The sequence below is a fragment of the Calothrix sp. NIES-3974 genome, assembly GCF_002368395.1.
Taxonomy (GTDB): Bacteria; Cyanobacteriota; Cyanobacteriia; order Cyanobacteriales; family Nostocaceae; genus NIES-3974.
Genome location: NZ_AP018254.1, coordinates 571678 through 594630, shown reverse-complemented (window position 1 = coordinate 594630; position 22953 = coordinate 571678). Strand labels below are relative to the sequence as shown.

The following is a 22953-nucleotide window of genomic DNA, read 5'->3' as shown; positions in this document are numbered from 1 at the left end:
TTATGCCACCAACAGGTGAACTAACTAAGGTAAAACTGGAGATATATAAGGACGATCGCTACCAAAGTAAGATTGGGTATTTCGATCTACCCATCAATCCGGAGCAGTTTTCCCAACAGTTTCAAGTTGAATACAATCGCAAGCAAGCTCAAGGTTCTCAGCAGAACGACTTAACATATAAATTTACTCCACCCCAGGAAATTAAGCTTGATTTTATCTTCGATGGAACTGGGGTAGTCCCCGACAAGCAAAATCCGGGTAAATTTCACCGAGATGTAGTTGGACAAATAGAGAAATTTTTCCGACTGACCTACCAAATGAATCCTGATACCCACAAGCCGAATTTTCTGCGTCTGTTGTGGGGGGAGTTTTCTTTTGGCTACGGTAAGTATGGCTTTGACTGTGTTCTCACCAATGTCCAGGTTAATTACACCCTCTTTACCCCCGATGGTAAACCCCTGCGAGCCAAGCTGAGTGCAACCTTTACCAGCTATGTTGAGATGAAAAAGAGGCTACAGGAGGAAAACAAGAAATCTCCCGACCTCACCCATCAGCGCAAGGTGACAGCAGGTGATACTTTACCTGTGATGACCTATCGCATCTATGACGACCCATCCTATTATCTACAAATTGCTAAAGTTAACGGTTTGGTTAATTTCCGCTGTTTAAAGACTAACACCGATTTGAGATTTCCCCCACTGGATAAAACGGAATTATGACCGATCTAATTATTCCAGAAAATGCACTTTATAATGTCGCCACCTTCAAGTTACTCTCTGAGGGGAAAGACATCACGAATGATTATACTGTGTTGTCTTTGACGGTACATCGAGCGGTGAACCGTATACCCACAGCACAAATTGTCTTACGGGATGGTGCTGCTGCTTCAGAAACCTTTGCAGCTAGTGACGGAGCAGACTTAATTCCCGGTAACAAGGTGGAAATTACCATTGGTTATGATGGCAATGACAAAAGTATGTTTCAAGGGTTGATTGTTAAACATGCGATTAAAGTCGGCGCAAATGGGGACTCGATACTCATCCTCGATTGCAAAGATGTTGCTACCAGGTTAACCATCGGTCGTCACTGTCGGTATTTTCGCGAACAAAAAGATAGCGATGCGATCGCCGAAATTATTGGCGGTTACAGTGGTATATCTGGGGATGTGGCAAGTACTTCTGCGACACATCCGGAAATTGTCCAATACTACGCCAATGATTGGGATTTTATTCTCTCGCGGGCAGAAATAAATGGGTTGATTGTTTTAGTGGAGGATGGAAAACTCAAGGTTAAAGCTCCTAATACCAGTGGTAATCCCACAGTCACCCTCACCTATGGGGTGAATCTACTGGAATTTGCTGCCGAAATGGACGCAAGAACCCAGCACCAAACAGTTAAAGCTAAGGCATGGAATTATACCAACCAGAACTTACTGGAAGTGACCGCAACCGAACCACAAGTTAACAATCAGGGTAATTTATCAGGTAAAACATTGGCAAATGCGATCGCTCCCGATGCTTGGGAACTACGTCACGGTGGTCAGGTGGAACAGACTGAACTCAAAGCTTGGGCTAATGCTCAACTGTTGAAAAGTCGATTGGCGAAAATTCAAGGTAAGGTGAAGACTGTTGGGTTCCCTAATGCTAAACCTGATACTTTAGTAGAACTGAAGGGAATGGGTAGACGTTTTAACGGGTTAGCCTATGTTTCTGGTATACGCCACGAAATGATTGCAGGCACTTGGTATACTTACATGTATTTGGGTATGGAGCCTCAGTGGTTTTACCAGGTGACAGATATTGGAGAACGACCTGCATCCGGACTCCTTCCTGGTGTCAACGGCTTGCAAATTGGGGTGGTAGTGCAGTTAAAGGATGATCCCAAGGGGGAAGACCGCATTCTCGTGAAAACCCCGATAATTGATTCCCAAAGTGAGGGGGTTTGGTCGCGGATTGCGACTTTGGATGCAGGGAATAATCGTGGTTCCTTCTTCCGTCCGGAAATTGGCGATGAGGTAGTACTGGGTTTTCTCAACGACGACCCCCGTGACCCGATTGTGTTGGGAATGCTCAACAGTAGTGCTAAACCAGCTCCCCTCAAAGCTCAAGATGAAAACCATCATAAGGGCTTTTTTACGCGATCGCAAATGAAAGTTAGCTTTGACGATGGGAAGAAAATTATCACTTTGGAAACACCGGGAGGTAACAAAATTATCATCTCCGATGAGGATAAAGGTATTACTTTGAAAGACCAAAACGGTAATACCATGACCATGAATGATAAGGGTATCAGCATCAAAAGCCCTAAAGATATTACTTTGGAAGCTACTGGTAAACTGACACTCAAAGCTACACAAGATACCAGTATTGAAGGGTTGAATGTGCAGGTGAAAGCAAATGCTCAATTTAAAGCCCAAGGTAATGCAGGAGCGGAAGTTTCTACCAGTGCGATCGCGATTTTAAAAGGTTCATTAGTACAAATTAATTAAAATCAGTTACTAAATATACAAAGGGAAGAGAACACAATGGGAAAACCAGCAGCTCGTCTGACGGATATGCATATTTGTCCAATGGTGACAGGGGTTGTCCCCCATGTGGGTGGACCAATTATTGCTCCGGGAGTTCCCACTGTTTTGATTGGTGGACTACCAGCAGCTGTAGTCGGTGATACCTGTACCTGTACTGGACCGACCGATACGATCATTTTGGGTTCAACAACGGTGATGATTGGAGGAAAACCCGCAGTTCGGATTGGAGATACCACTGCTCACGGAGGTTCCATTGTCCTGGGAGCATTTAATGTGTTGATTGGAGGGTAACAAATGTAGAGACGCGACATGTCGTGTCTTGTGAAGCATTTGTCAAATATCCGTAATTCTGGATTTTGGATTGAGTTGATCTAAACAAGAAAATTCAAAATTATTTAACATGGAAAACAATGACAAAGCTTTTTTAGGAACTGGTTGGGGATTTCCACCCACCTTTGATCGAGGTTCTCGGAATGTACGGTTAGTGAGTGGGGAGGAGGATATTTGTGAAAGTTTGCAAATTTTGCTATCCACCAGTTTGGGAGAACGAGTAATGCAACCTACCTATGGTTGTAATCTCCAAGACTTTGTGTTTGAACCTCTTAGTCCCACTATCACTAGTAGTATTAAAGAACAGCTGCGTACTTCTATCCTCTATCACGAACCGCGCATCCTGCTGAACAGTTTAGACCTAAGTCTGGATGAACAATTGGAAGGACGTGTAAAGCTCACCATCGACTACACAATTATTAATACTAATTCTCGCTTTAATTTGGTCTATCCCTTCTACCTCGAAGAAAGTACTGGTAGTTTACTTCCAGCTGTGAATACAGGCGAAATCCCCGTGAATCTGCGATTAGGGGGTGTAACCAATGTTACTGATATTTGATTTCTTTTGCTCCAGAAACCCATGAACATCCGCCGCGAACCACCGAAAAATCCATTAATCCGCGATGGTGTGAGTCAAGGACAGCGACAACTTCCAGCTCTGTCACCTGATTTCGTCAAAATTGACGAGGGTGATTTGGCTGATTTTTTGGTTTTTGCTTACAAGCTTAGTCAACAGGTTAGTTATTACAAAGATGACAATACAGCAGATGGAAATTGGCAGGAATTTTTTACTCATAGCACCCCTGTGCAGATCGCCTTGATTAGCAAAAACCGTCCAGAAAGGGTCAAGGACGAGTATCGGCAGCATTTGGAAAAATTCCTCGAAAATCCATCTCGTGAGGCTCTGAAGCCGATATTGGCTGGCTGGCGTGGAATTTTGCTGCGCATTCAAGACTGGTATGAGAATTTAGAAGATTATACTCCCCTCAAATCTGCGATCGCCGGATTGGTGCAAACTAATTTACGGGAACCTCTCAAAAGGATGTATTCCTTTGATCGGGTTACTTTAGAAACACCAGATTTTTATCAAAAATTTGTGGAGGTATTTTTTCCAGAGTCAATTAGTTGGGAGATAGAACCTACTGAGATACTTGTGACTGGTACAGTTTTAGAAGCACGAGCAGAATTGGATTTTGTTTTTCAAGCACTGTTTCAAAATTATCGTCAAGTTATCCTCATAGCTCCTAAATATCTTCGGGACAGTTTAGAAAAACGACAGGATCATCCACCCCATTTATCCTTATATTTTGCCTTTTGGGAGGTGATGCGACCAGTTCGGGATGACCTGAATCGCATGACCCAAAGACATCTGGACTTTTTCTATCGTCAAGTATTAAGGTTGCGCGATCGCCCTGGGGAACCTGATAGCGCTCACTTAATATTTGAACTAGCTCAATTCCCAACGGAATATAAACTGGATGCTAAAACTCGCTTTCTTGCTGGTAAAGATGCTAGTGGTGCTGATTTATTTTATCAGTTGGATGAAGAAACGGTAATCCACAAAGCCCAAATAGCTAGTTTGAAAGGGTTGTTTTTAAATTCTCAGGAAATTGCTACAGGTAATCAACCGGAAAATTTACTGGGTTTACATACCTCATCCCAAGCGAACAGTTTTGACGGTGAGGGTGGAGATTTTCCCAAGGAACAAGTAGTTAAAGCGTGGTTGCCCTTTGGCGATAATACACGGAAACATGGTCAAATAGGGTTAGCGATCGCCTCAAATATTTTTTATTTGCGGGAAGGAAACCGTACCTTAGTTTTTACTTTGACTTTTGAGCAAAAAGTTGTAGCAGTTAAAGCCAGCGATTTACCTCAAATTTTTACGATTGAATTTAGTGGTAAAAAAGATTGGATTGCTGGGGAGATTATCATACCACAAATCAGTGAAACCAGCTTAGAAAATAATACCCTCAAATTAGAAGTTAAGCTGACATCTGAGCAGGAAGCAATTGGTATTTACAATCCCGAATTACCTGGAGCAAAACTTTCCCTAGATAAACCAGTGGCAAGATTATTATTAAAAGATGATGTGCTAGTAAATGGTTTATCTGCCTATAGTTATTTTCGTCAGCTCAAACTGACTAAGTTAAATATCCAAGCCAAAGATATAGAAGTCCGTAACTTAGTATTGCAAAATGATTTTGCAATATTAGACCCGACCAAACCCTTTCAACCTTTTGGTATCAGACCCAAAACCAAAGCAAACTTTTACATTGGTAGTCAGGAAGTATTTCAGAAGCACTTGACAGCACTTACTATTTATCTGGAGTTAGAGAAAGAAAAACCCAAAAACTGGTTAGATATTTACGCTGCTTATGATGGTGCTTCTGATGTTAACAACCCAGATCAAGTTACCCTAAACTCTAATTTTCAACCGGGGAAATTAGCGATATCTTCTCTTGGTAACAAAATCTGGAACACAGCTACCACACAACCAAATTTATTTGATAGTGGGGAAATTTCCCTTACAGGTGAGTTAGCAAACCTAAAACTAGATTCTGTTGCTAACGCTGAAATCGTGGAAGCTTTCACCCCCGATAGTCAAAATGGCTTTATACGTCTACAGCTAACTGGTAGTGATTTTCTCCACGATGAATATCCTGCTGTGTTAGCACGTCAGGTTTTAGCTGCTGCAACTAATAATAAAATTAACGTACCGAATGTAGGTCTGAAAAGACAAGCAGTTATTGGAGCTTATTACAGAAACAATAATGGCATCTTTAAAGCTACTTCTTCCAGATACTACGTAGATTTTTCTGACGAGGCAATCATTCCCCAAGAACCATTAACACCAGTAATTCAAGAAATATCTCTCAAATATACAGCAGTAGCAGAGAAAAAAGATTGTAAATTATTCCATCTCCACCCATTTGATGGATTTGCAAGTTGGGATGAACAAAAACCCTATTTTTTACCCCAGTTTCTCAACGAGGGAGAATTACTGATTGGATTGGAAAATCTCGAACCACCCACAGCATTACCCTTGTTATTTCAATTAGTAGAAGAAAGTGCAAATGGAGAGTTAGAAAAGGCAGAGGTGGAGTGGTATTATCTCCAAGATAATAACTGGATTTCCTTGCAAAAAAGCATTATTATTGACAACACGAATGGGTTAATTGCTTCCGGTATCATTAATGTACCAATTCCCCAGGAAATTAACAAGCATAATACGATTCTCGACTCAAATTTACACTGGATTAAAGCTAGTGTAAAATCCCGCATTCGAGCTATTTGTAAAATTATTGGTATTCATACCCAAGCTGCAAGGGTAACTTTTATCGATGCAGGAAATGATGGTCAACATTTAGCAAATCCCTTAGAACCTGGAACCATTACTAAATTAGCTGTTCCCACCGCAGCTATTAAAAAAATTGACCAACCCTATAATTCCTTTGGTGGCAAAATTAAGGAACAACCGAGTTATTTTTACACCCGCATTAGCGAACACTTGCGTCATAAAGGTCGAGCTGTCACCATCTTTGATTACGAGCGGTTGGTATTAGAAAAATTCCCGCAAATTCATCAGGTACGTTGTATTAACCACGGAAAAATAGAGGGTCAACAGTTGAATGAACTTGCACCTGGAACTGTAACTTTAGTGGTAATTCCCAAATTGTCACCGGAATCCATCCTCCAGCAACTAGAACCTAAAGTTAATCTGAACCTACGGGAGAAAATCAAGAAATATTTGCTCACTGTTTGTTCCCCTTGGGTTGATATTCAAGTTGTTAATCCGATATATGAAGGTATTCAAGTCGAATTTTCAGTCAGATTTAAATCTCCCTATGACAACAACTTTGGCTATTATTCCCGCGAGTTAGATCGAGGAATAATTCGTTTTCTCACACCTTGGACGGTCGATCCGGGGACAGAAATGCATTTTGGTGGTGTTATTTATCGTTCTGCAATTCTCAATTTTGTTGAACAGCAATATTACGTTGACTATGTGGTGGATTTTCAGATGCATCACCAAAATCAACGAGAAAATCAACGGAATGTTCGGGAAGCGATCGCTTCTACTTCCCGTTCTCTACTGACCTCGATTCCCGTTGTCAGCAATGGTCAAACTCATATTATTAACGAAATCAATGCAACTAGTGAAGTTGTTCCGAATGAAAAACTAATTTCGGGAACTCTGGGTTATGAAGCTTTAGAAAAGATGATTTTATTACCACTAAAAGAGGAGGGAGGGGAAGGAGGAAATGGGAATGAATAATTACCCAGCTTTCAAATTCCTATGTTTGGTAGTTAGGAGCTACAATTAATCACCATAAAAACAACAATCAATTCTATTTTTAACCATGATTAATATAACTACTGCATCAAAAACTCAAACTAATATGACTTTGAAAAATCGCAACGAACTGAAGAGTTTATTTAAAAATAACACCCATCTTTCGGTGACGCATTTTCACGAGTTAATTACCTCCCTACTCAATAAAAAAGAGGATAAATTTCATGGGGTGTGGAAAGCGGGACAAACCTATCAAACCGGGGATGTGGTCTATTATGAACGTACACTTTGGGAAATGGTTGAACCCAAGGAAATCTGTGCAAAAGGTGGAGAAGAACCAGATAAAAGTGAGAAATGGAAATCCCGTCTTCGGGAATTGGAACAGAAAGTAGAGACAATCCAACAGGATTTACAAGCTTTATGCAAGGAATTTACTGAGTACAAACAGCAGATGGATTTGCGGTGGGAGCAACTACTGAAATATTTGACTTTACTGACTTTGGGAATTGCGATCGCTCTTGTCTGGTTATTTGGTGGTGCGATTTATCACTTCTGGCAATCTTAGGTAAAACCAGAAATACATTATCTAATAAGTAGTCTATCAACAAAAAAAATGATGGATATATTCCTTTATCACTTAAACTACCACCATCCACCAAAATCAAGTTCACAAACTAGTAGGTTACAGACTATCTTCCTCACCCACCCCATCAATTAAATCCAAAATCCAACATTTTTTATGCTCCCCTATCCAACCATCTCCAAACTGAAACCGAAATTCCCCGATTATCTTGATTTTCAAATCCTACGGGATATCGGCATTAAACATCTACAAACTCTTTCGGGAAAAATTTGGACAGACTATAATTTACACGACCCTGGTGTCACGATTTTGGAGGTGCTATGTTATGCTGTCACGGATTTAGGTTATCGCAATAACTTAGATATTCAAGATTTATTAGCACTCGATTCCCAACAACGAGAAAATAACTTTTTTACCCCTGATCAAATCCTCACTTGTAATCCAGTTACTGACCTGGATTTACGCAAGCGTCTGATTGATATTCCCGGTGTGCGTAATGCTTGGATTGAAATATTTACGGAAGTAAAGTCAAAAGAAAAAACTGAAGAAATTACAAAAGAAGAAGCTAAAAAAATATCAACTTATCATCCACCTATTTACATTAATTATGCAAATAACCAGTTACAATACAATCCCCCCAAGGGTTACACAGAAAAAAACGCACCACGTCTACACCCCCGTGGACTCTATACCGTTTATGTTGACCTCGATCGGGAATATGGCAAAAATGCCTGTGGACAGATTTATAATTCCTGGTCACATACCCTCGACTCAGTGAAAGCTGTGTTGTGCAGTCACCGCAATCTCTGTGAAGATACTTACGATATTGTGGTGTTAGGTGCAGAAGAAATAGGACTTTGTAGCGATATTGAACTGGATGCTAACGCTGAAGCGGAAGATGTGCTGGTGGAAATTTATGTGAAGATACAGGAGTTTTTGTCGCCTAGATTAAAATTTTATACCCTACAGGAATTATTGGATAAAGGTAAAGGTATAGAAGAAATCTTTGCTGGTAGACCTTCTGTAATTGACAATTATGAGAGTCATGGTTTTATTGATACCACCGAACTCGAAGCACTTACCCCACCAGAAGTGATTTACACTTCCGATTTATACCAAGAAATCTTGAAAATACCAGGTGTAGTGGCTGTAAAGAGACTGAGTATTATTAATTTTATCAACGGTTTAGCCCAGTCTCAAAGCCCCTGGCATTTAAAATTAACGAAAGGGTATAGTCCAGTATTGGGGATTGAACAGTCAAAAGTCACCTTATTCAAGGGGGTATTACCCATATCACCAGATGGGAATGAGGTTAAACGCCGTTATTATGAACAACAAACCGCACATATTAAGGTATTACGTCATGGGAACGACCTGGATTTAACCGTACCGCAGGGTAGTTATTATAACTTAGCTGACCATTATTCAATTCAGCATGATTTTCCTTTAACCTATGGTATTGGGGAAGAAGGACTACCGGAAGGGGCTTCAGTATTACGTAAAGCCCAAGCTCGTCAGTTAAAAGGATACCTGGTATGTTTCGACCAACTGCTTGCCAATTATTTAGTTCAACTTGCTCATGTACGGGATTTATTTTCCTGGGAAGTTGACGAAACCCAGGGACGGAACAACGACCACATGAATCGTCCTCCAGATAAATCCCACACCTATTTTATTCAGGAACTTGATTTTCCAGAGCAAAATGCCATCCTTGGGGAAGGTGGGGGATATCTGCAAGCAATTCAAGAAGAACCAGAAACCTATCGCGATCGCCGTAATCGTTTCTTGGACCATTTGCTGGGACGTTTTGCTGAGTCCTTTGCTGATTATGTGCTAATTAACTACCGGATAATTCAGGAACGTGGGGATCAATTCCAGGATGAAGTCGAGGTAATTCAAGACAAAGCTCAGTTTTTACAAGATTATCCAGCTTTGAGTCGCGATCGCTTTCGTGCTTTTAATTATTGCAACTATCAGCAGGTTTGGGACACAGAAAATGTCTCTGGTTTCCAAAAACGGGTTTCTCGTTTACTGGGTTTTGAAGATGTGCATCGTCGCAATCTCTGTCATTATGAGGTAGATGAGGTATCTGGTGGGTTTGTCTCTTTTGTGGTTACTTGTGGTGATGAGGAGCAATCATTAATTAGCTTGCAGACATATGTTAACCAAAAAGCTGCTCAAGCAAGTATAGAAAAGTTTTTGTTGTTTGCTTTACATGAAACTTTTTACCAGCGTCTTTCCTATAGTTACTTTTATCACTATGGTTTGGAAGTCGAGGTGAAACCGGACAATAAAGATGAGGAAAGCATCACAGCTAGATATGAGTCTGCATTTTTTTCCCAAGCAGAAAGACTTGCTGGTTTGAATTTTTTGATGGAAAGTTTACCGAGTCTCTTGAATTGGAGAGAACAGGAAAATGATGTGATTTCAACTATCTCCCAGGAGAGTGTAATTAAAACTGAAAAAATCAAGGAGGAAAATTTATATTATTTCCAATTAAATATACCAGTTAGTTCTTCAGCAACATCCACCCCAATTCGGTTTGTGGGAAATCAACGCTATTTTTCGGAACCACTTGCTCATCAAGCTGCGATCGCGATTCTCAAGCAAATTGCTACTAGACAAAATTACTACCCGATTTTGTTTCGTCAAGATAAAAGTTCAGAACGGGAAACTCTTAACCCTAGCGATGAAACTAGATTTATCCATTATGGCTATGCTTTAGTAGATCAGGAAGGAAAGGTATTAGGAGAAAGTGGAAAACGCTTCCCAACAAAACAAGAAAGGGAAACAGCACTACAAAACTGGTTAAGTTGTCTTCAATTCAATCCAAATCAATTTCAGGAATCAGATGAGCGTTTTTTGCAAATCGAGGAAGTAACAGGAGAAACCTCTGGTTATCGCTTCCGATTAATTGACCGGGAAGGGGTGACAATACTACGAGGTTTACAACTATTTGCGGATGAAAATACAGTTCGCGATCGCTTTTATGAAAATGTACTGAGTGTGTTGTTTGAACCGGGTGCGATTGAAGCAACCGTGAGTGATGAGGGTTTTGGTTTTCGAGTCTTAAGTAGACCCCGTGTTCCTCGTAGTGCAGTTGCAACTTCTCCCCAATTGTACCCTTCAGAAAGTGAAAGGGATGCAGCGATCGAACATCTGTTTTTACTAGTACGTACAGCCCATCTCAATATTACTTGGACTGGATTAGAAAATTCCTCTAACCCTAGTTATATCGGTCGAGTTTATGACCAAAATCGGAATATCTTCCTAGAAGCAAGCCAACGTCATCCTACACCGGAAACCGCTTGGGAACAAGGTAATGTTTTAATGAAACTTGCTGGGGAACAAGCGGAATTTTCTGAAAATGGAAAGTCAGACGCTAAAAATTTCCGACTCATTGATGGGGAACCTGCTGACAGTGGAAATAATTCTGATCCGAATCAAAGTGTTCCAGAAACCCACGGTTGGGAATTAACAAATCGGGGAAAAGACAACATCCTCGCTACTCATTACTACACCAGCAAAGAAGAACGAAATCAATCCATCCAAGAACTACAAAAATTAGTTAATGATGAGGGATTTCATGTGTTGGAGCATATTCTCCTGCGTCCCAGAACTACCTCAGATAATTTTTTACCCATCTGCGTGAACACGGATGATGCTACAAGGGGAGAACCAAACCAGTTAACCTATCAAGACCCCTATTCTTTCTGGATCACTATAATTTTACCCTACTGGTCAGAACGCTTCCGCAATATCGATTTTCGTCGCTTTGTAGAACGGACTTTGCGATTAGAAGCACCTGCTCATGTAGCGTTAAAAATTGCTTGGGTGAATGTTCAACAAATGAGGGATTTTGAAGTTGCTTATCGCAATTGGTTGGAGCAATTAGCTTGGGAAACTGGAAATGGTAGCACCTGTAATCTTTCAGGAACACTGAATGATTTAATCCAAATTATCTCCCAACTGCGAAATATTTATCCCCAAGGTATCTTATACGACCCCCAATTTGTCTCTCAAAATCAACCGATTATTCTCAACCAAACTGCTCTTGGAACTGCAAGTGAGTAAAGTTATGAATACCACGATCAATCAAACTGGCTATCCCATATTTACACCTAATCAGGTATTAAAAAATAATGACCTGAATCAGGTTGTGGAGTATCTTGATAGTCAAAATTATCTGACCCGCACCCATCTGATTGGGATGGGAATTATTGCAGGGATGGAAGTGAGTAGTAGCTATACCCAAGAAGTTACAAAAGTCAAGGCAAAAATATCTGTTTCTCCAGGATGTGGAATTACTTCAGAAGGATATGTAATTTCTTTTGACTCCAAAATTCAACTCACCCATTATCAAGATGTTAAAGTATCATCTTCGTTGTTTACACGTGAGAATTTAATAGCAGCTATACAACCTTTAACCTCTGAGGTAATCGAACTGTTTCCGGAAGCTGGAAATCAAAGGATAATTCTGCATAAAAATCCGGATGGTACTCAACGGGATGTCCAGAAATTTCAGGAATTTATTAGCGATCGCGTCTTGGTCGTATTATGTGAAATTGAGGATTTGCACAATGAGTTCTGTTTTTTTGAATACGATGAGTCCAGTAGATACCGTAATTTTCGCTGGCGATTTTTTCTGCTTCCCCGTACTCAAAACCCTGACTCATCTCAAGCTCAACAATTGAGTGCTGACACTTTACTAAAAACAGCTTATCAGATTCCAGAACAGCCTTGGCAGGGACTGACTGTGGAAAATATTTTTAATGCACGCAATCATTTTCTTCAAGAGTTTGACCGTACAACTAAGAAATTCCAGAATTTCGCTCCCCAGGTGGAAAGATTTGGTTATGTCAAAGCGAAAAAAAGCGTTGACTTGAGTGCAATCAATCACTATCAAGCATTTTGGGATAATTACTATCAAATTTGTACCCATGCGATCGCTGCAATTGATCGGTCTTTCCCCAAGCTATTTTGGCTGTTTTCGCCTTTTTTTCATGCTTTCCAGCCTAATTCTGGTCGCGATTTCAATCAACTCCAGCAACGTCTGCAAACACGACTAGAAGCTTTTCGCAGACAAGAAACAACATCTACATCAGAACAAATCAAACCTCCCGAACCACCCTATGGAATACAATATTTTTACGATTATCTTAGCCAGCTAGTTGCTGCTTTCTACGAACTAGCAGAGACTGTTTTTGACCTAATGGATGATTACCCCCCAGAGACTCGACGATTTCCTAAGTATCTCATGTTGGGATTGGTTCCTCCCCCATCACCAGTTACAACCGAACCAAACCAGGGATTAATACTTACTTCTCCCTACCGCAGTTATTTTACCCAACCCCCAATTTACAACAGCAATCAGGTGCGTTTACAACGGGTTCGTCACCTATATGAACGTCTGTTAAAATTATCAGCAAAGGATAGTTTTGACTTGCTACCGTTTTATATTACCCCACTTAAAATTACACCCAGTCTAGACCGCTCCGCACCCCTGAGCAAACAAGCAATCCCCTACTACCTTAATTATCCCAATCTATACAAATACTGGAACTACGACGCTTACCGCAAAGGAATCAGCGATCGCCATCCTGCTTATTTTTACCCAAAGCGCAATCCAGAGGAAAATTTCCATGAGTTTCAGGATTTGAATTATCGCTTGGATAATTACAATTTTTACCGGATTGAGGGACACATCGGGAAAGGGAATGACCAGGTTTTTAAAAACCTTCGAGACTATCAACAACGATATAATTTAGCCTTTGATGTGATTACTTTGAAATTAGGGAATCGAGCAAGTCTGGAGGATTTAAATATTTCTGGTCAATTTGCTGACCTGGAAGCAGATTTTCGTCGGATTAAGGGTGCTTTCCAAAAACTTTGGACTCAGCATGAACATGAATGGTCAAGAAATGTGTTTTTACAAACCCTGAAACAATCTTTCTTTGATAAATCTGATTTGAAGGACATGGATAGCGGTCAACTATCTAATTTTATTTTAGAGCGTGCTGGTAAACCAGAAGCCTATGAATTTGTTAAAGTTGAGAACACAGAACAGCAATTTCAGATATATATACGTGACGAAAATAATATTCGTATTGCTCGTTATGTCACCCAAATAGCTGATACTAGGGGAAATAGCCTCAGTGATTTTCGTAACTTAATAATTGATTTTGCAGAAATTTCTCTTGATGAGATTGACCAGGAAAAACAACGGATCATCAAAGAAATCGCCTTCAGTATATCTTCCCCGGAAGTCACCTATGATTTAGTTATTGATCCAGCGAGTAACCCAGAAAAATATCACTTGAAATTTTCGACTGATGATACGATTGTGTTACCATCTGTCAATCTGAGTTATTCCCCCATTTTGGTTTCCTTGAGTCATTTTGCTGTTGGTCAACAAAACAATCAACCCATCATTCCCCAGAAAGAATTTCAGGACTTTGAAACCCTTTATAGTTTATTACGAGATAGTTCGTTGGTATATGGTCCAACCACATTAGCTCAAAATAATCCCCAAAGCTACTTAATGGGAGATAAACAAGTTGCAGAGGAACTAAATGATTTAAATCTGACAGAATTAATTAAAACCTATCAACTGCGATTAGAACAACTGAAAAAATTGCATTTATTCCCAAATTTTGCGCAACAACATCCAGGAATGGAACACTTGGGGGGAGTTACCAAAGGGGGTACTTTCGTCTTAGTGTATGTAGATGGGAAGGAAGTGGATGAACTTTTAGTTGGGGATAGAGACCCTGCAATTCATCAATTACGCAGTGTACACACCGAAGCCATCCGAAAATTTGTTGCTTTACCAGAAGACTTGTATACAGAGAATATTGGTAACTGGAAAAGACTATTTGAGGAATTAGAGAAGCGTAAAGATATTGTGATTGCAGATTTTTGTCTTCCCTATCGTTGTAGTAGCGACGCACCCGCAGTTAGTTATGTATTAGCGCGATCGCGTCCCATTATCTTACTAGAAAAAACCAATTTAGTCTTTTGTGAAGGTGATCAACGTCGGTACGAGTTTATCCTGGAACCAGAAGGTGGTACGGTTCGGGGTGAAGGTATTGTATTTGCTGGTTCCAAACAATTTTTCCAACCAAGTAGTATTGACCCAGGAAGTCGAGAGGATTTAGCAAGGGGATTGGAAGTTGCGATTACTTTCACCTATGCGGTTGATGACACCTATGATACCCTTACTGTTACTATTTATCCTTTACCCAGACCAAATTTATCAGTTAGTGATGGTCAAAGTTTCTGTCACAATGCAGCACCTGTAGAGATTAAACTGGCTAATGGGACACCTGATAATTTGCAATTAATCCAGGTAAAAATTAACGATGTAGAAACAAATATTCTCAATCCGAGGGGATATGCAACCGAGGGAGAAACGGAAACAGTCATAATTACAGCACTGATTCGTAATCAAACCACGGAATGTGAAAATACCCTCACCCATACAATTACAATTTATCCCCTTCCCCAAGCTGATTTATCAGTTAGGGACGGACAAACATTCTGCAACAATGCAGATTCCCTAAACATCACCTTAGCTGACGATACACCTGAAAATATAGAACTAATTCAAGTCAAAATTAACGACGTAGAAACTAATCTCCTCAATCCGAGGGAATATGCAACCAAGGGAGAAACGGAAACAGTGACCATTACAGCACTGATTCGTAATCAAACCACAGAATGTGAAAATACCCTCACTCGTATAATTACAATTTATCCCCTTCCTCAAGCTGATTTCCAACTAGAAATTGACAATATCAACAGCAATGGATTTTCTATCCGGGTGTATGATATTCAACCAACTGGAGAAAATTCCTTTACCTTCCACTGGGAACATGATGGTATTTCCAATCCCATTAATCCTGGTAATAATAATTTCATTATCAGCTATGCATCCGATTCTCATCATTGGGTAGCCGATGCTGTGGTATCAATTACTCTGCGCGTACAAGCACCACCAGAACTCGGTAATTGTATCAGTGAACCAGTTACCAAAACAATTCCCATCCCCATCGGTGGTGTACAGGGATTGCAATTATTAACCATTAGTAATAATCAAATAATTAATACCCTAACCCTGGAAAGTGATTCAAACTTCAATATCTCCGACTTTCACCCCAACAATGAATATGCGATCGCAGCTTTAACCATTCCTCCCCTAGTTGGCAGTGTCGTATTTGAATATACTCCTCCCAATGCCAATTCAGAGGTCATTCCAGCAATTAATCCTCCCTATATTCTACCTAACTGGCAACCAACAGTAGGTATGCACCGAATCACAGCACAAACTACTAGGGAAATAAACAGCGATCGCATAGAAGGAAATACTACCACTGTAACTATTCATATCCATGATGATAGTAACAGCGAACCGGAGCTTACCCCTAACCAACCCACACCAAGGTCACTAAAATTACCAAATCAATTACGTTTTTTCCTCCCACCCAGCGATGAGGAAATCGCTCAATTCAAGCCGATAATCCAGCAAGAGAAGATTCAATCAAGTCAAATATTAACCCTTTATCAACCCCATATTGACAGGTGGAGACAAACAAACACAACCAAAGAAAAAAACTTGATGTTTTCACTCCTAACCAGACAAAATTACCGGAATCAAATACTAGCACTAGGAGCAGCAACCTTACTATTAATCATGGGATGGACTTACACCCTATCCAGACAGACCCAAACTCCACAAAACCCCGAACCACAATCAAATTTGAGGTTTTAGCACCAAATGATAGGTAGATAAACACACACCCGACAGTACACCTTCTATTTCCCATGAGTAAACAACGTCACATCATCGCACGCACTGTCATAGAACTCGATACCCAGCAACTAGCAGATGTATGGAGTTTACAGTCAGACGTGAGTCACTTATTTCAACAACAGGGAGTGGAGGCGATCGCAGAACTTTTTGACCAACTGGTGGAAGAGGGGGAAGTAGTGCGATTAGAACGGGTGGAAGTAGATATTGGCGACCTTGACAGCAGATTGTTAGCCGATGAATTTATACACAAATTGCAGACTGCTTTGCGGGAGACTTTAGGCGATCACTTAACGGATTTATCCCTGGGAATCCTCACTGCCAAAAGTATCCATAATAGCGAAAATTCCGATTGGGAAGTATTTATCTACTTTCTCCAATATGGACGATTCCCTTGGTGGTGTCCAGTTAGGGATTGGCAGGAATGGCTATCATCCTGGTTAGACGCAATGCAAATTGATACCAATCAACAAGAAAAACTGCGTCAATTACTGAGACATCACCCACCAACACAACAACGCCTAATAGAACAATTCCCAGAATCTTTCCGACACCAGTTAGTATTAAAATTACAGCCAACCTGGATAAATTGGCATCATCTGCTCACCCAAGCCAAACAAATCATCCAGTCCTGGGTATGGGTAATGAGATTGGATAACAGTGTTAGACTACACCAAGAAAAACAAGCCTGGCTACTACTACTGAGAGAAATAGATGCAGACACCACCTTAACTAGAGCATTTCCAACCACCTGGACTCACAACTGGCTGACCCAACTCATGCAATTTTGGCATTTAAATCAAGCCAAGCACCAAACCCCAACTTTCCCAAGTGTAACACCTCAACCCATTACCCAACGATTACGTACCATTCTCACAGCAGTTCCCCAGAGCGAGCAATCCCTGTGGTTGACAGCCTTAGAACAGGTGTTAAATCTCACCTCCCATCTATCGAATTCGGATACTACATACCCACTCCCTGGGGAAAGTCAGGAACAGACAGAACCTTGGAGACCGAATCTGCAATCTGGTGACAACAGAGACAATCACACCCCTAATCTCCCAAGGGATGGAGAAGTTTTGCTACACTTTTTGCAGTATGGTCGTTTACCCTGGGGTGAAATATCCGCAGATTGGCACATCAAATGGGAAAATACGATTCAAACCGAAAAATCGTGGCATTTACCCCTACGGAAATTACTGAGGAATAACCCCACCGCACAACAGCGATTAGTCACTCAATTACCAGAAAAACTTCGATATCAGCTAGTACAGCAACTACAACCAAATTGGACAAACTGGTATAAATTGCTAACACAAGCCAGGGAAATAATACAATCTTGCAACCTGAGTAACTACACCAGTCAACAATTAATTGACCAAGCATGGCGATTACTCCTAGCTGAAATGACCTCAGAGAACCCACCACCGACCTTCCCCGCAGCAACTTGGACCCGCAATTGGCTCACCCAACTCCTACAAACACCGGAATTAAATCGATTAATCCCCACATCTGACCCTGAAGAGCAAGCAAGCGTCAATCAAACCCCATACCAACACTTACATACTATTATTACCACCTTACCAATTGCCGAACATCTACCTTGGTTAACAGCCCTGGAACAAGTACTATCCAATATATCTAAAAATACACCGACAGTACCCACAAACTGGCAAGAAAACCCTTCCCAAACCGATAAAACCTCAATATTATCCACAGCAGAAGCAACTGCGGGACTATACATCACCCAAGCAGGACTAGTATTACTGCATCCATTTATACCTTTTTATTTCAAAGCCATCGGTTTGTTGAATAACGAATTATTCCCAGATGAATCTGCTCAACAAACAGCCATATACTTACTGTATTACCTCGCAACAAAGCAAACCGACACACCCGAATCCGAACTAGTGTTACCAAAATTACTGTGTGGTTGGCCACTCAATCAACCAGTAGCACGGGGGTTAGATTTACCAGACGCAGCCCTAGAAGAAGGGGAACGCTTATTGCAGACGGTAATTAACTATTGGCAAGTGCTAAAAAGTACCAGTCCCGATGGATTACGGGAGGGATTTTTACAAAGACAGGGGAAACTGACCCCCACAGGAGATGGTAACTGGAAACTCCAGGTAGAACAACAGGCGATCGATATTTTGTTGGGTAGTCTTCCTTGGGGAGTGAGCATGGTGACATTGCCGTGGATGGAGGGGATTTTAATAGTGGAATGGACATGATATTGCAAAAGTCAAAAGTCCGAATTATTTTGTTGCCGTGAAATAAAAATAATCCCTGTGGTGCGGGTATTTTACCTGCACACAACAGTAGCCAGTAGCCAACAATTAGGTGTCACCTGTCAGTCAATCATTAAGGTATGCCTTGCAGAACGGCTGGAAAAATTATCTCGCAGAAACATGGAACATCTAGACATGTGACAAAGGTATTCAAGATGACTTCGCCACCAAAGGAAAACAATGAGAAACCACGAGCGCAAAACCAGTACAAATCACTCAACCACACCACAAAAACCTTTTTTTGATGCATCCCCAGACCATGCTTTCTTCTCAACACACAAGCCACAACCGACACCTTTTTTTCAACCCCAAACTTCAACCATCCAAGCAAAATCTGCTACTGGTGAGGAAGAAGTGCAACGGATGCCAGCCTTTGACAGCGAAGTCACCACCAATGGGGAGGTACAGAGAAAACTGATTAATTCCCCCCAACATTCACCAGTATTACCCATCCAAGCAAAATTAACCATTGGGGAGCCAGGGGACAAGTACGAACAGGAAGCGGATCGGGTGGCATCCCAGGTGGTAGAACAGATTAATACACCTGCACCAGCCCAGTCAACCCAGGGGCAAATGGTACAGCGTCAGGGGGGAGAAGAAGAGGAATCGCAGGCAAAACCGGAGATTACTGCACTGCAACCTCAGGGAGAGAATAAACAGGAACTACAGGCAAAGTCAAACCTCCAGCACGGGGAAGCATCAACCGATTTGACATCAGCCATTAACACTGTCAGAGGTGGTGGACAACCCCTAGATGCAGGTTTGCAACGCTCAATGGGACAAGTGATGGGGGCAGATTTTAGCAGAGTACGGGTGCATACAGATACACAGGCTGACCAGTTAAATCGGTCAATTCAGGCGAAGGCATTTACAACAGGACAGGATGTGTTTTTTCGGCAGGGAGCCTATGAACCAGGGAGTCGAGGGGGACAGGAGTTGATTGCCCATGAGTTGACCCATGTGGTGCAGCAGAATGGGGGGGTAGTAATGCGATCGCCACAAATGCAAGAGCAATTACAGCCACATCCCGACAAAAAAACGCCAGCAAGAATTGTACAAACTCAAAATACGCAGGTCATCCAGCTTGCAACTGATCCTGTAGGCAACTTTGCCTCCTACGATGCAGCTAATCTGCAAATTGTTTCTAATAACACAACAGCCAATCCGACCGAAGCTAAGGTGTTAAACAGTGGCATACAAGGACCTGTTTCCGCACCTCAAGATCCTGGTGGATTTGCGACTCTAACTCATGACGATTATGAGCAAATGACAGGTACAAGCCATCCACCGAAACGAACCATGTATAATCTCGATCTAAACTGGGACCGAGATTACGGTAACACGAAACGGCAATACACTCGGATGCACGCCGTTAACTCATTTCTTGCCCAAAACAGCAATGTTTCCGGTAATATTTTTTCCGGTCGCCAAAGCTATAACAAGAAGCATGAGCAGCGTGCGGAAGGATTTGCCAAGGGGTTTGTAGATGAGCAAAGTTGGCAAGTAGTCGCAGGTGACACTTTAGTCAATACCCTAAATAGCACAGATAAAATCGGCAAAAATGCTGCTGGTAAATTGTATTATAAACCTGGTATCAACAATAACTTCCCTGTTGCGTTTGTTGACAATAGTACACCCATAGTTGGAAATGATGGTGCTAAATATTCTGGGGTCAACGTTGATAAATTAAGCAGCGTGTGCGTTATAGAATATATTGTGAAGCCTACCTACGGACTAAATCTAGCAACCGTAAAGACTAGTATTACAAACTCCCTAAATCCACTTTATCAGAATCTAAATATCGCTCCTAACGAAGATGGGACTCCTGGGAAGACAGAAACAATCGATTCCAATGGTATCCTGAACACCGCAGCAAATGCATTGGTTAATACATACGCTACCAGCATGACAATTGATATTATTAATTGGGTGTTTAACCCGAATGGGATTACAGCTAACACGGATGTTGCGACTAATGCTGTTCCGTGGAAAGATAACCCTGTGCGACCTTTGATAAATATTTCCCCCGATCCTCCACAACCAGGAGCAAAAGTGGAGTTTCGATTCTGGGATAGCAGCAACAGAAAGCTAACATCTCGTCCTGCTGCATTTGATATATAGACCATACAGTAGTAGAAGGATAATATCGCCAAAAAGAGACATTTTTTAGCTATCTAAAGGGCTGATATCAATGTTATTACTGAAGAATTGACTAAATATTGTTTATTTGGGAGTCTTTACCTATTTTTGTTTTTGCAGAATGTATTTTATTTTTTCAGCAGGTGATAGTTGATGAACTTCCGGGGGAATATCGAAAGGAAAATTATTTTTTTCTAGCAAGAGACGAGTGAGATTGGTCAGGTTTTCCATATCTGGTGGAAGTTCTGTCAACTGATTAGAAATGAGACCGAGTTCTCTGAGGTTCGTTAGCTTGGTGAAATCCGGTGGTAGTTGTGTAAGCTGATTAAAACTGAGGTTAAAAACCGTCAGATTAGTTAAATGTCCAATTTCTGGGGGTAGTTGTGACAGCTGATTCAAACCGAGGTCAAGCTCCCAAAGGTTGGTAAGGTTTCCCAGTTCTGGTGGTAGCTGTGTCAGACGATTAGAACCGAGGTTAAGCCGTTGGATCTTGACTAACTTACCAATTTCAGGATCTAATTGCTCAAGAGAATTATGACTCAGGTCTAGCTGAGTCAGGTTGGTAAGCTGTAGAATTTCTGCTGGCAGGTGTGTGAACTGATTATAGGAGAGATTGAGTTGTTGCAGGCTAGTCAGCTTTCCAATCACTGGTGGGAGTTGCTGTAGATTATTAGAACCTAGTTCGAGATGAGTCAGGTTAGCGAGATTTACGACATCTTCAGGAATAATGAGAGACGGGTTAGAACCGAGGTTAAGTCGCTGGAGGATAGGAAGATGAAATAATTCTAAAGGCAGCTGAGATATTTGATTCTCACTCACATCAACAGCAGTGAGGTTGACCAAGAGATCCAAACACGAAGGTAGTTGCGAAAGCTGATTATTCCAGAGATAGAGGTGAGAAAGATTGATTAACTGTCCAATCTCAACAGGAAGTTCTGATAACTGATTATTCTGTAGTTCAAGTTTAGTGAGATTAATCAGATTCCCGATTTCTGGAGGTAAATAGGTGAGTTCGTTCTCGCTGATGTAAAGTTGAGTGAGATGAGTCAGAGTTCCAATCTCCTTTGGGAGTTCGGTTATCCCCTTATCACTCAAATCTAGCTCCTCCCACTCCTCCTTATCTGCCCTGGCGATCATCTCCAGTAACTCTCGCTTTTCCATTTCCACATCCTTGAGCCTACTAAGACTCTATCTTTGCTGTATTGAAAAGGGAACCTAATACAACAATAGCGCTGATCTTAAAAGTGCGATCGCTTAACAATCAAGACAGTCTCTACATTATTTATAACTTTATTATATTGGCGATCGCTTTTTTTACCCTAGGCATCTCGTCTTTGGCTAACTTCAGTGGTTGATTCAACAATCAGGATGCTTTGACCAAATGCACCGTTCATGTTCACATCTAATACTATTCCCACATGGGAGTAACAGGAATTAGTGACTCGTCGAATTAGATCAGAAAATATATCATTTCCAGAAAAAGCAATAATATCACCATTCTGAATGCGATCGCGACAATTCTCATAGGTTGAGAAGGAACTGACAGGTCTTGATAATAATTGCATATTTCTTCCTCCGTTAAATTCACTAACAGCAATAAATACAAGTGAACATCAATGCCAATTTCCAATTAATTCGCAATTAATACTGATGTAGCTTGCATGTCTGCAACAAAAGCTAACAGCTTATACTCATTGGCGCAGCCGTCCTTTCAAGGGTAGAGAAGCCTTAATTTGTATGTAAGTACAGCGAATTATTCGGTCATTGATACCGCTTGTGGGTTAATTTCTTCGTTATCAAGGATACAAACCCAGATAAATGATTTCTGCTGCTTATGGATCAAGAGTTCTGAGCAGATAATTTTGCCGAATCCCTGATATGTTTTGCAAAGTGGTAGAGAATAAATACCAGTGAATCTTCAGGTATATTTAATATCTCAACCATGATGTAGATGCTTCAGCAAGTTTGATGCACTCTAAT

General features: G+C 41.1%; 12 protein-coding genes. 10 read left to right on the top strand and 2 right to left on the bottom strand.

What is annotated here, in order from left to right:
• The first annotated feature begins 2 nt into the window (after positions 1-2).
• The 10 genes from CDC37_RS02215 to CDC37_RS02170 all read left to right on the top strand — a co-directional run bounded on the left by CDC37_RS02215 (position 3) and on the right by CDC37_RS02170 (position 20955).
• Positions 3-719: a CIS tube protein gene (locus tag CDC37_RS02215; RefSeq protein ID WP_096620289.1), complete on the top strand. Its 717-nt coding sequence runs from the start codon at positions 3-5 to the stop codon at positions 717-719.
• Positions 716-2488, top strand: coding sequence for a type VI secretion system tip protein VgrG (vgrG, locus tag CDC37_RS02210; protein ID WP_096620288.1), 1773 nt, complete (start codon positions 716-718; stop codon positions 2486-2488). Before CDC37_RS02215 ends, vgrG begins: the two co-directional genes overlap by 4 nt.
• A gap of 36 nt (positions 2489-2524) precedes the next feature.
• Entirely contained in the window at positions 2525-2818 is a 294-nt protein-coding gene (locus CDC37_RS02205) for a PAAR domain-containing protein (protein ID WP_096620287.1), read from the top strand.
• Positions 2819-2927: 109 nt separating this feature from the next.
• On the top strand, positions 2928-3416 hold the full coding sequence (locus CDC37_RS02200; protein WP_096620286.1) for a GPW/gp25 family protein: 489 nt from the start codon (positions 2928-2930) through the stop codon (positions 3414-3416).
• A 21-nt stretch (positions 3417-3437) separates the two neighbouring features.
• Entirely contained in the window at positions 3438-7133 is a 3696-nt protein-coding gene (locus tag CDC37_RS02195; protein WP_096620285.1) for a hypothetical protein, read from the top strand.
• Between the two features lie 85 nt (positions 7134-7218).
• Complete coding sequence (locus CDC37_RS02190) at positions 7219-7716, top strand: carbohydrate-binding protein (protein WP_231943194.1); 498 nt, start codon at positions 7219-7221, stop codon at positions 7714-7716.
• Between the two features lie 174 nt (positions 7717-7890).
• The gene (locus tag CDC37_RS02185) at positions 7891-11808 is read left to right on the top strand and encodes a hypothetical protein (protein ID WP_096620283.1); all 3918 of its coding nucleotides are present in this window, start codon (positions 7891-7893) and stop codon (positions 11806-11808) included.
• A 4-nt stretch (positions 11809-11812) separates the two neighbouring features.
• Positions 11813-16504 carry a hypothetical protein gene (locus CDC37_RS02180; protein ID WP_096620282.1) on the top strand — a complete coding sequence of 1564 codons (4692 nt, stop codon included), beginning with the start codon at positions 11813-11815 and terminating at the stop codon, positions 16502-16504.
• 53 nt (positions 16505-16557) lie between these two features.
• Entirely contained in the window at positions 16558-18777 is a 2220-nt protein-coding gene (locus CDC37_RS02175; RefSeq protein ID WP_096620281.1) for a contractile injection system tape measure protein, read from the top strand.
• Positions 18778-19014: 237 nt separating this feature from the next.
• Positions 19015-20955 (top strand): eCIS core domain-containing protein, encoded by a 1941-nt coding sequence (locus tag CDC37_RS02170; protein WP_197707035.1) that lies wholly within the window; start codon positions 19015-19017, stop codon positions 20953-20955.
• A gap of 120 nt (positions 20956-21075) precedes the next feature.
• Here the strand turns inward: CDC37_RS02170 and CDC37_RS02165 are convergent, their stop codons facing one another.
• Entirely contained in the window at positions 21076-22134 is a 1059-nt protein-coding gene (locus CDC37_RS02165; RefSeq protein ID WP_096620280.1) for a leucine-rich repeat domain-containing protein, read from the bottom strand.
• Between the two features lie 158 nt (positions 22135-22292).
• A complete protein-coding gene (locus CDC37_RS02160; protein WP_096620279.1) occupies positions 22293-22538 on the bottom strand; it encodes a hypothetical protein in 246 nt (81 codons plus the stop codon).
• Positions 22539-22953 lie beyond the last annotated feature (415 nt).

What these genes read in the sequence shown, in the direction of transcription:
- CDC37_RS02215 (WP_096620289.1), top strand. Translation starts at nt 3, where the DNA reads ATGCCACCAACAGGTGAACTAACTAAGGTAAAACTGGAGATATATAAG.
- vgrG (WP_096620288.1), top strand. Translation starts at nt 716, where the DNA reads ATGACCGATCTAATTATTCCAGAAAATGCACTTTATAATGTCGCCACC.
- CDC37_RS02205 (WP_096620287.1), top strand. Translation starts at nt 2,525, where the DNA reads ATGGGAAAACCAGCAGCTCGTCTGACGGATATGCATATTTGTCCAATG.
- CDC37_RS02200 (WP_096620286.1), top strand. Translation starts at nt 2,928, where the DNA reads ATGGAAAACAATGACAAAGCTTTTTTAGGAACTGGTTGGGGATTTCCA.
- CDC37_RS02195 (WP_096620285.1), top strand. Translation starts at nt 3,438, where the DNA reads ATGAACATCCGCCGCGAACCACCGAAAAATCCATTAATCCGCGATGGT.
- CDC37_RS02190 (WP_231943194.1), top strand. Translation starts at nt 7,219, where the DNA reads ATGATTAATATAACTACTGCATCAAAAACTCAAACTAATATGACTTTG.
- CDC37_RS02185 (WP_096620283.1), top strand. Translation starts at nt 7,891, where the DNA reads ATGCTCCCCTATCCAACCATCTCCAAACTGAAACCGAAATTCCCCGAT.
- CDC37_RS02180 (WP_096620282.1), top strand. Translation starts at nt 11,813, where the DNA reads ATGAATACCACGATCAATCAAACTGGCTATCCCATATTTACACCTAAT.
- CDC37_RS02175 (WP_096620281.1), top strand. Translation starts at nt 16,558, where the DNA reads ATGAGTAAACAACGTCACATCATCGCACGCACTGTCATAGAACTCGAT.
- CDC37_RS02170 (WP_197707035.1), top strand. Translation starts at nt 19,015, where the DNA reads ATGAGAAACCACGAGCGCAAAACCAGTACAAATCACTCAACCACACCA.
- CDC37_RS02165 (WP_096620280.1), bottom strand. Translation starts at nt 22,134, where the DNA reads ATGGAAAAGCGAGAGTTACTGGAGATGATCGCCAGGGCAGATAAGGAG.
- CDC37_RS02160 (WP_096620279.1), bottom strand. Translation starts at nt 22,538, where the DNA reads ATGCAATTATTATCAAGACCTGTCAGTTCCTTCTCAACCTATGAGAAT.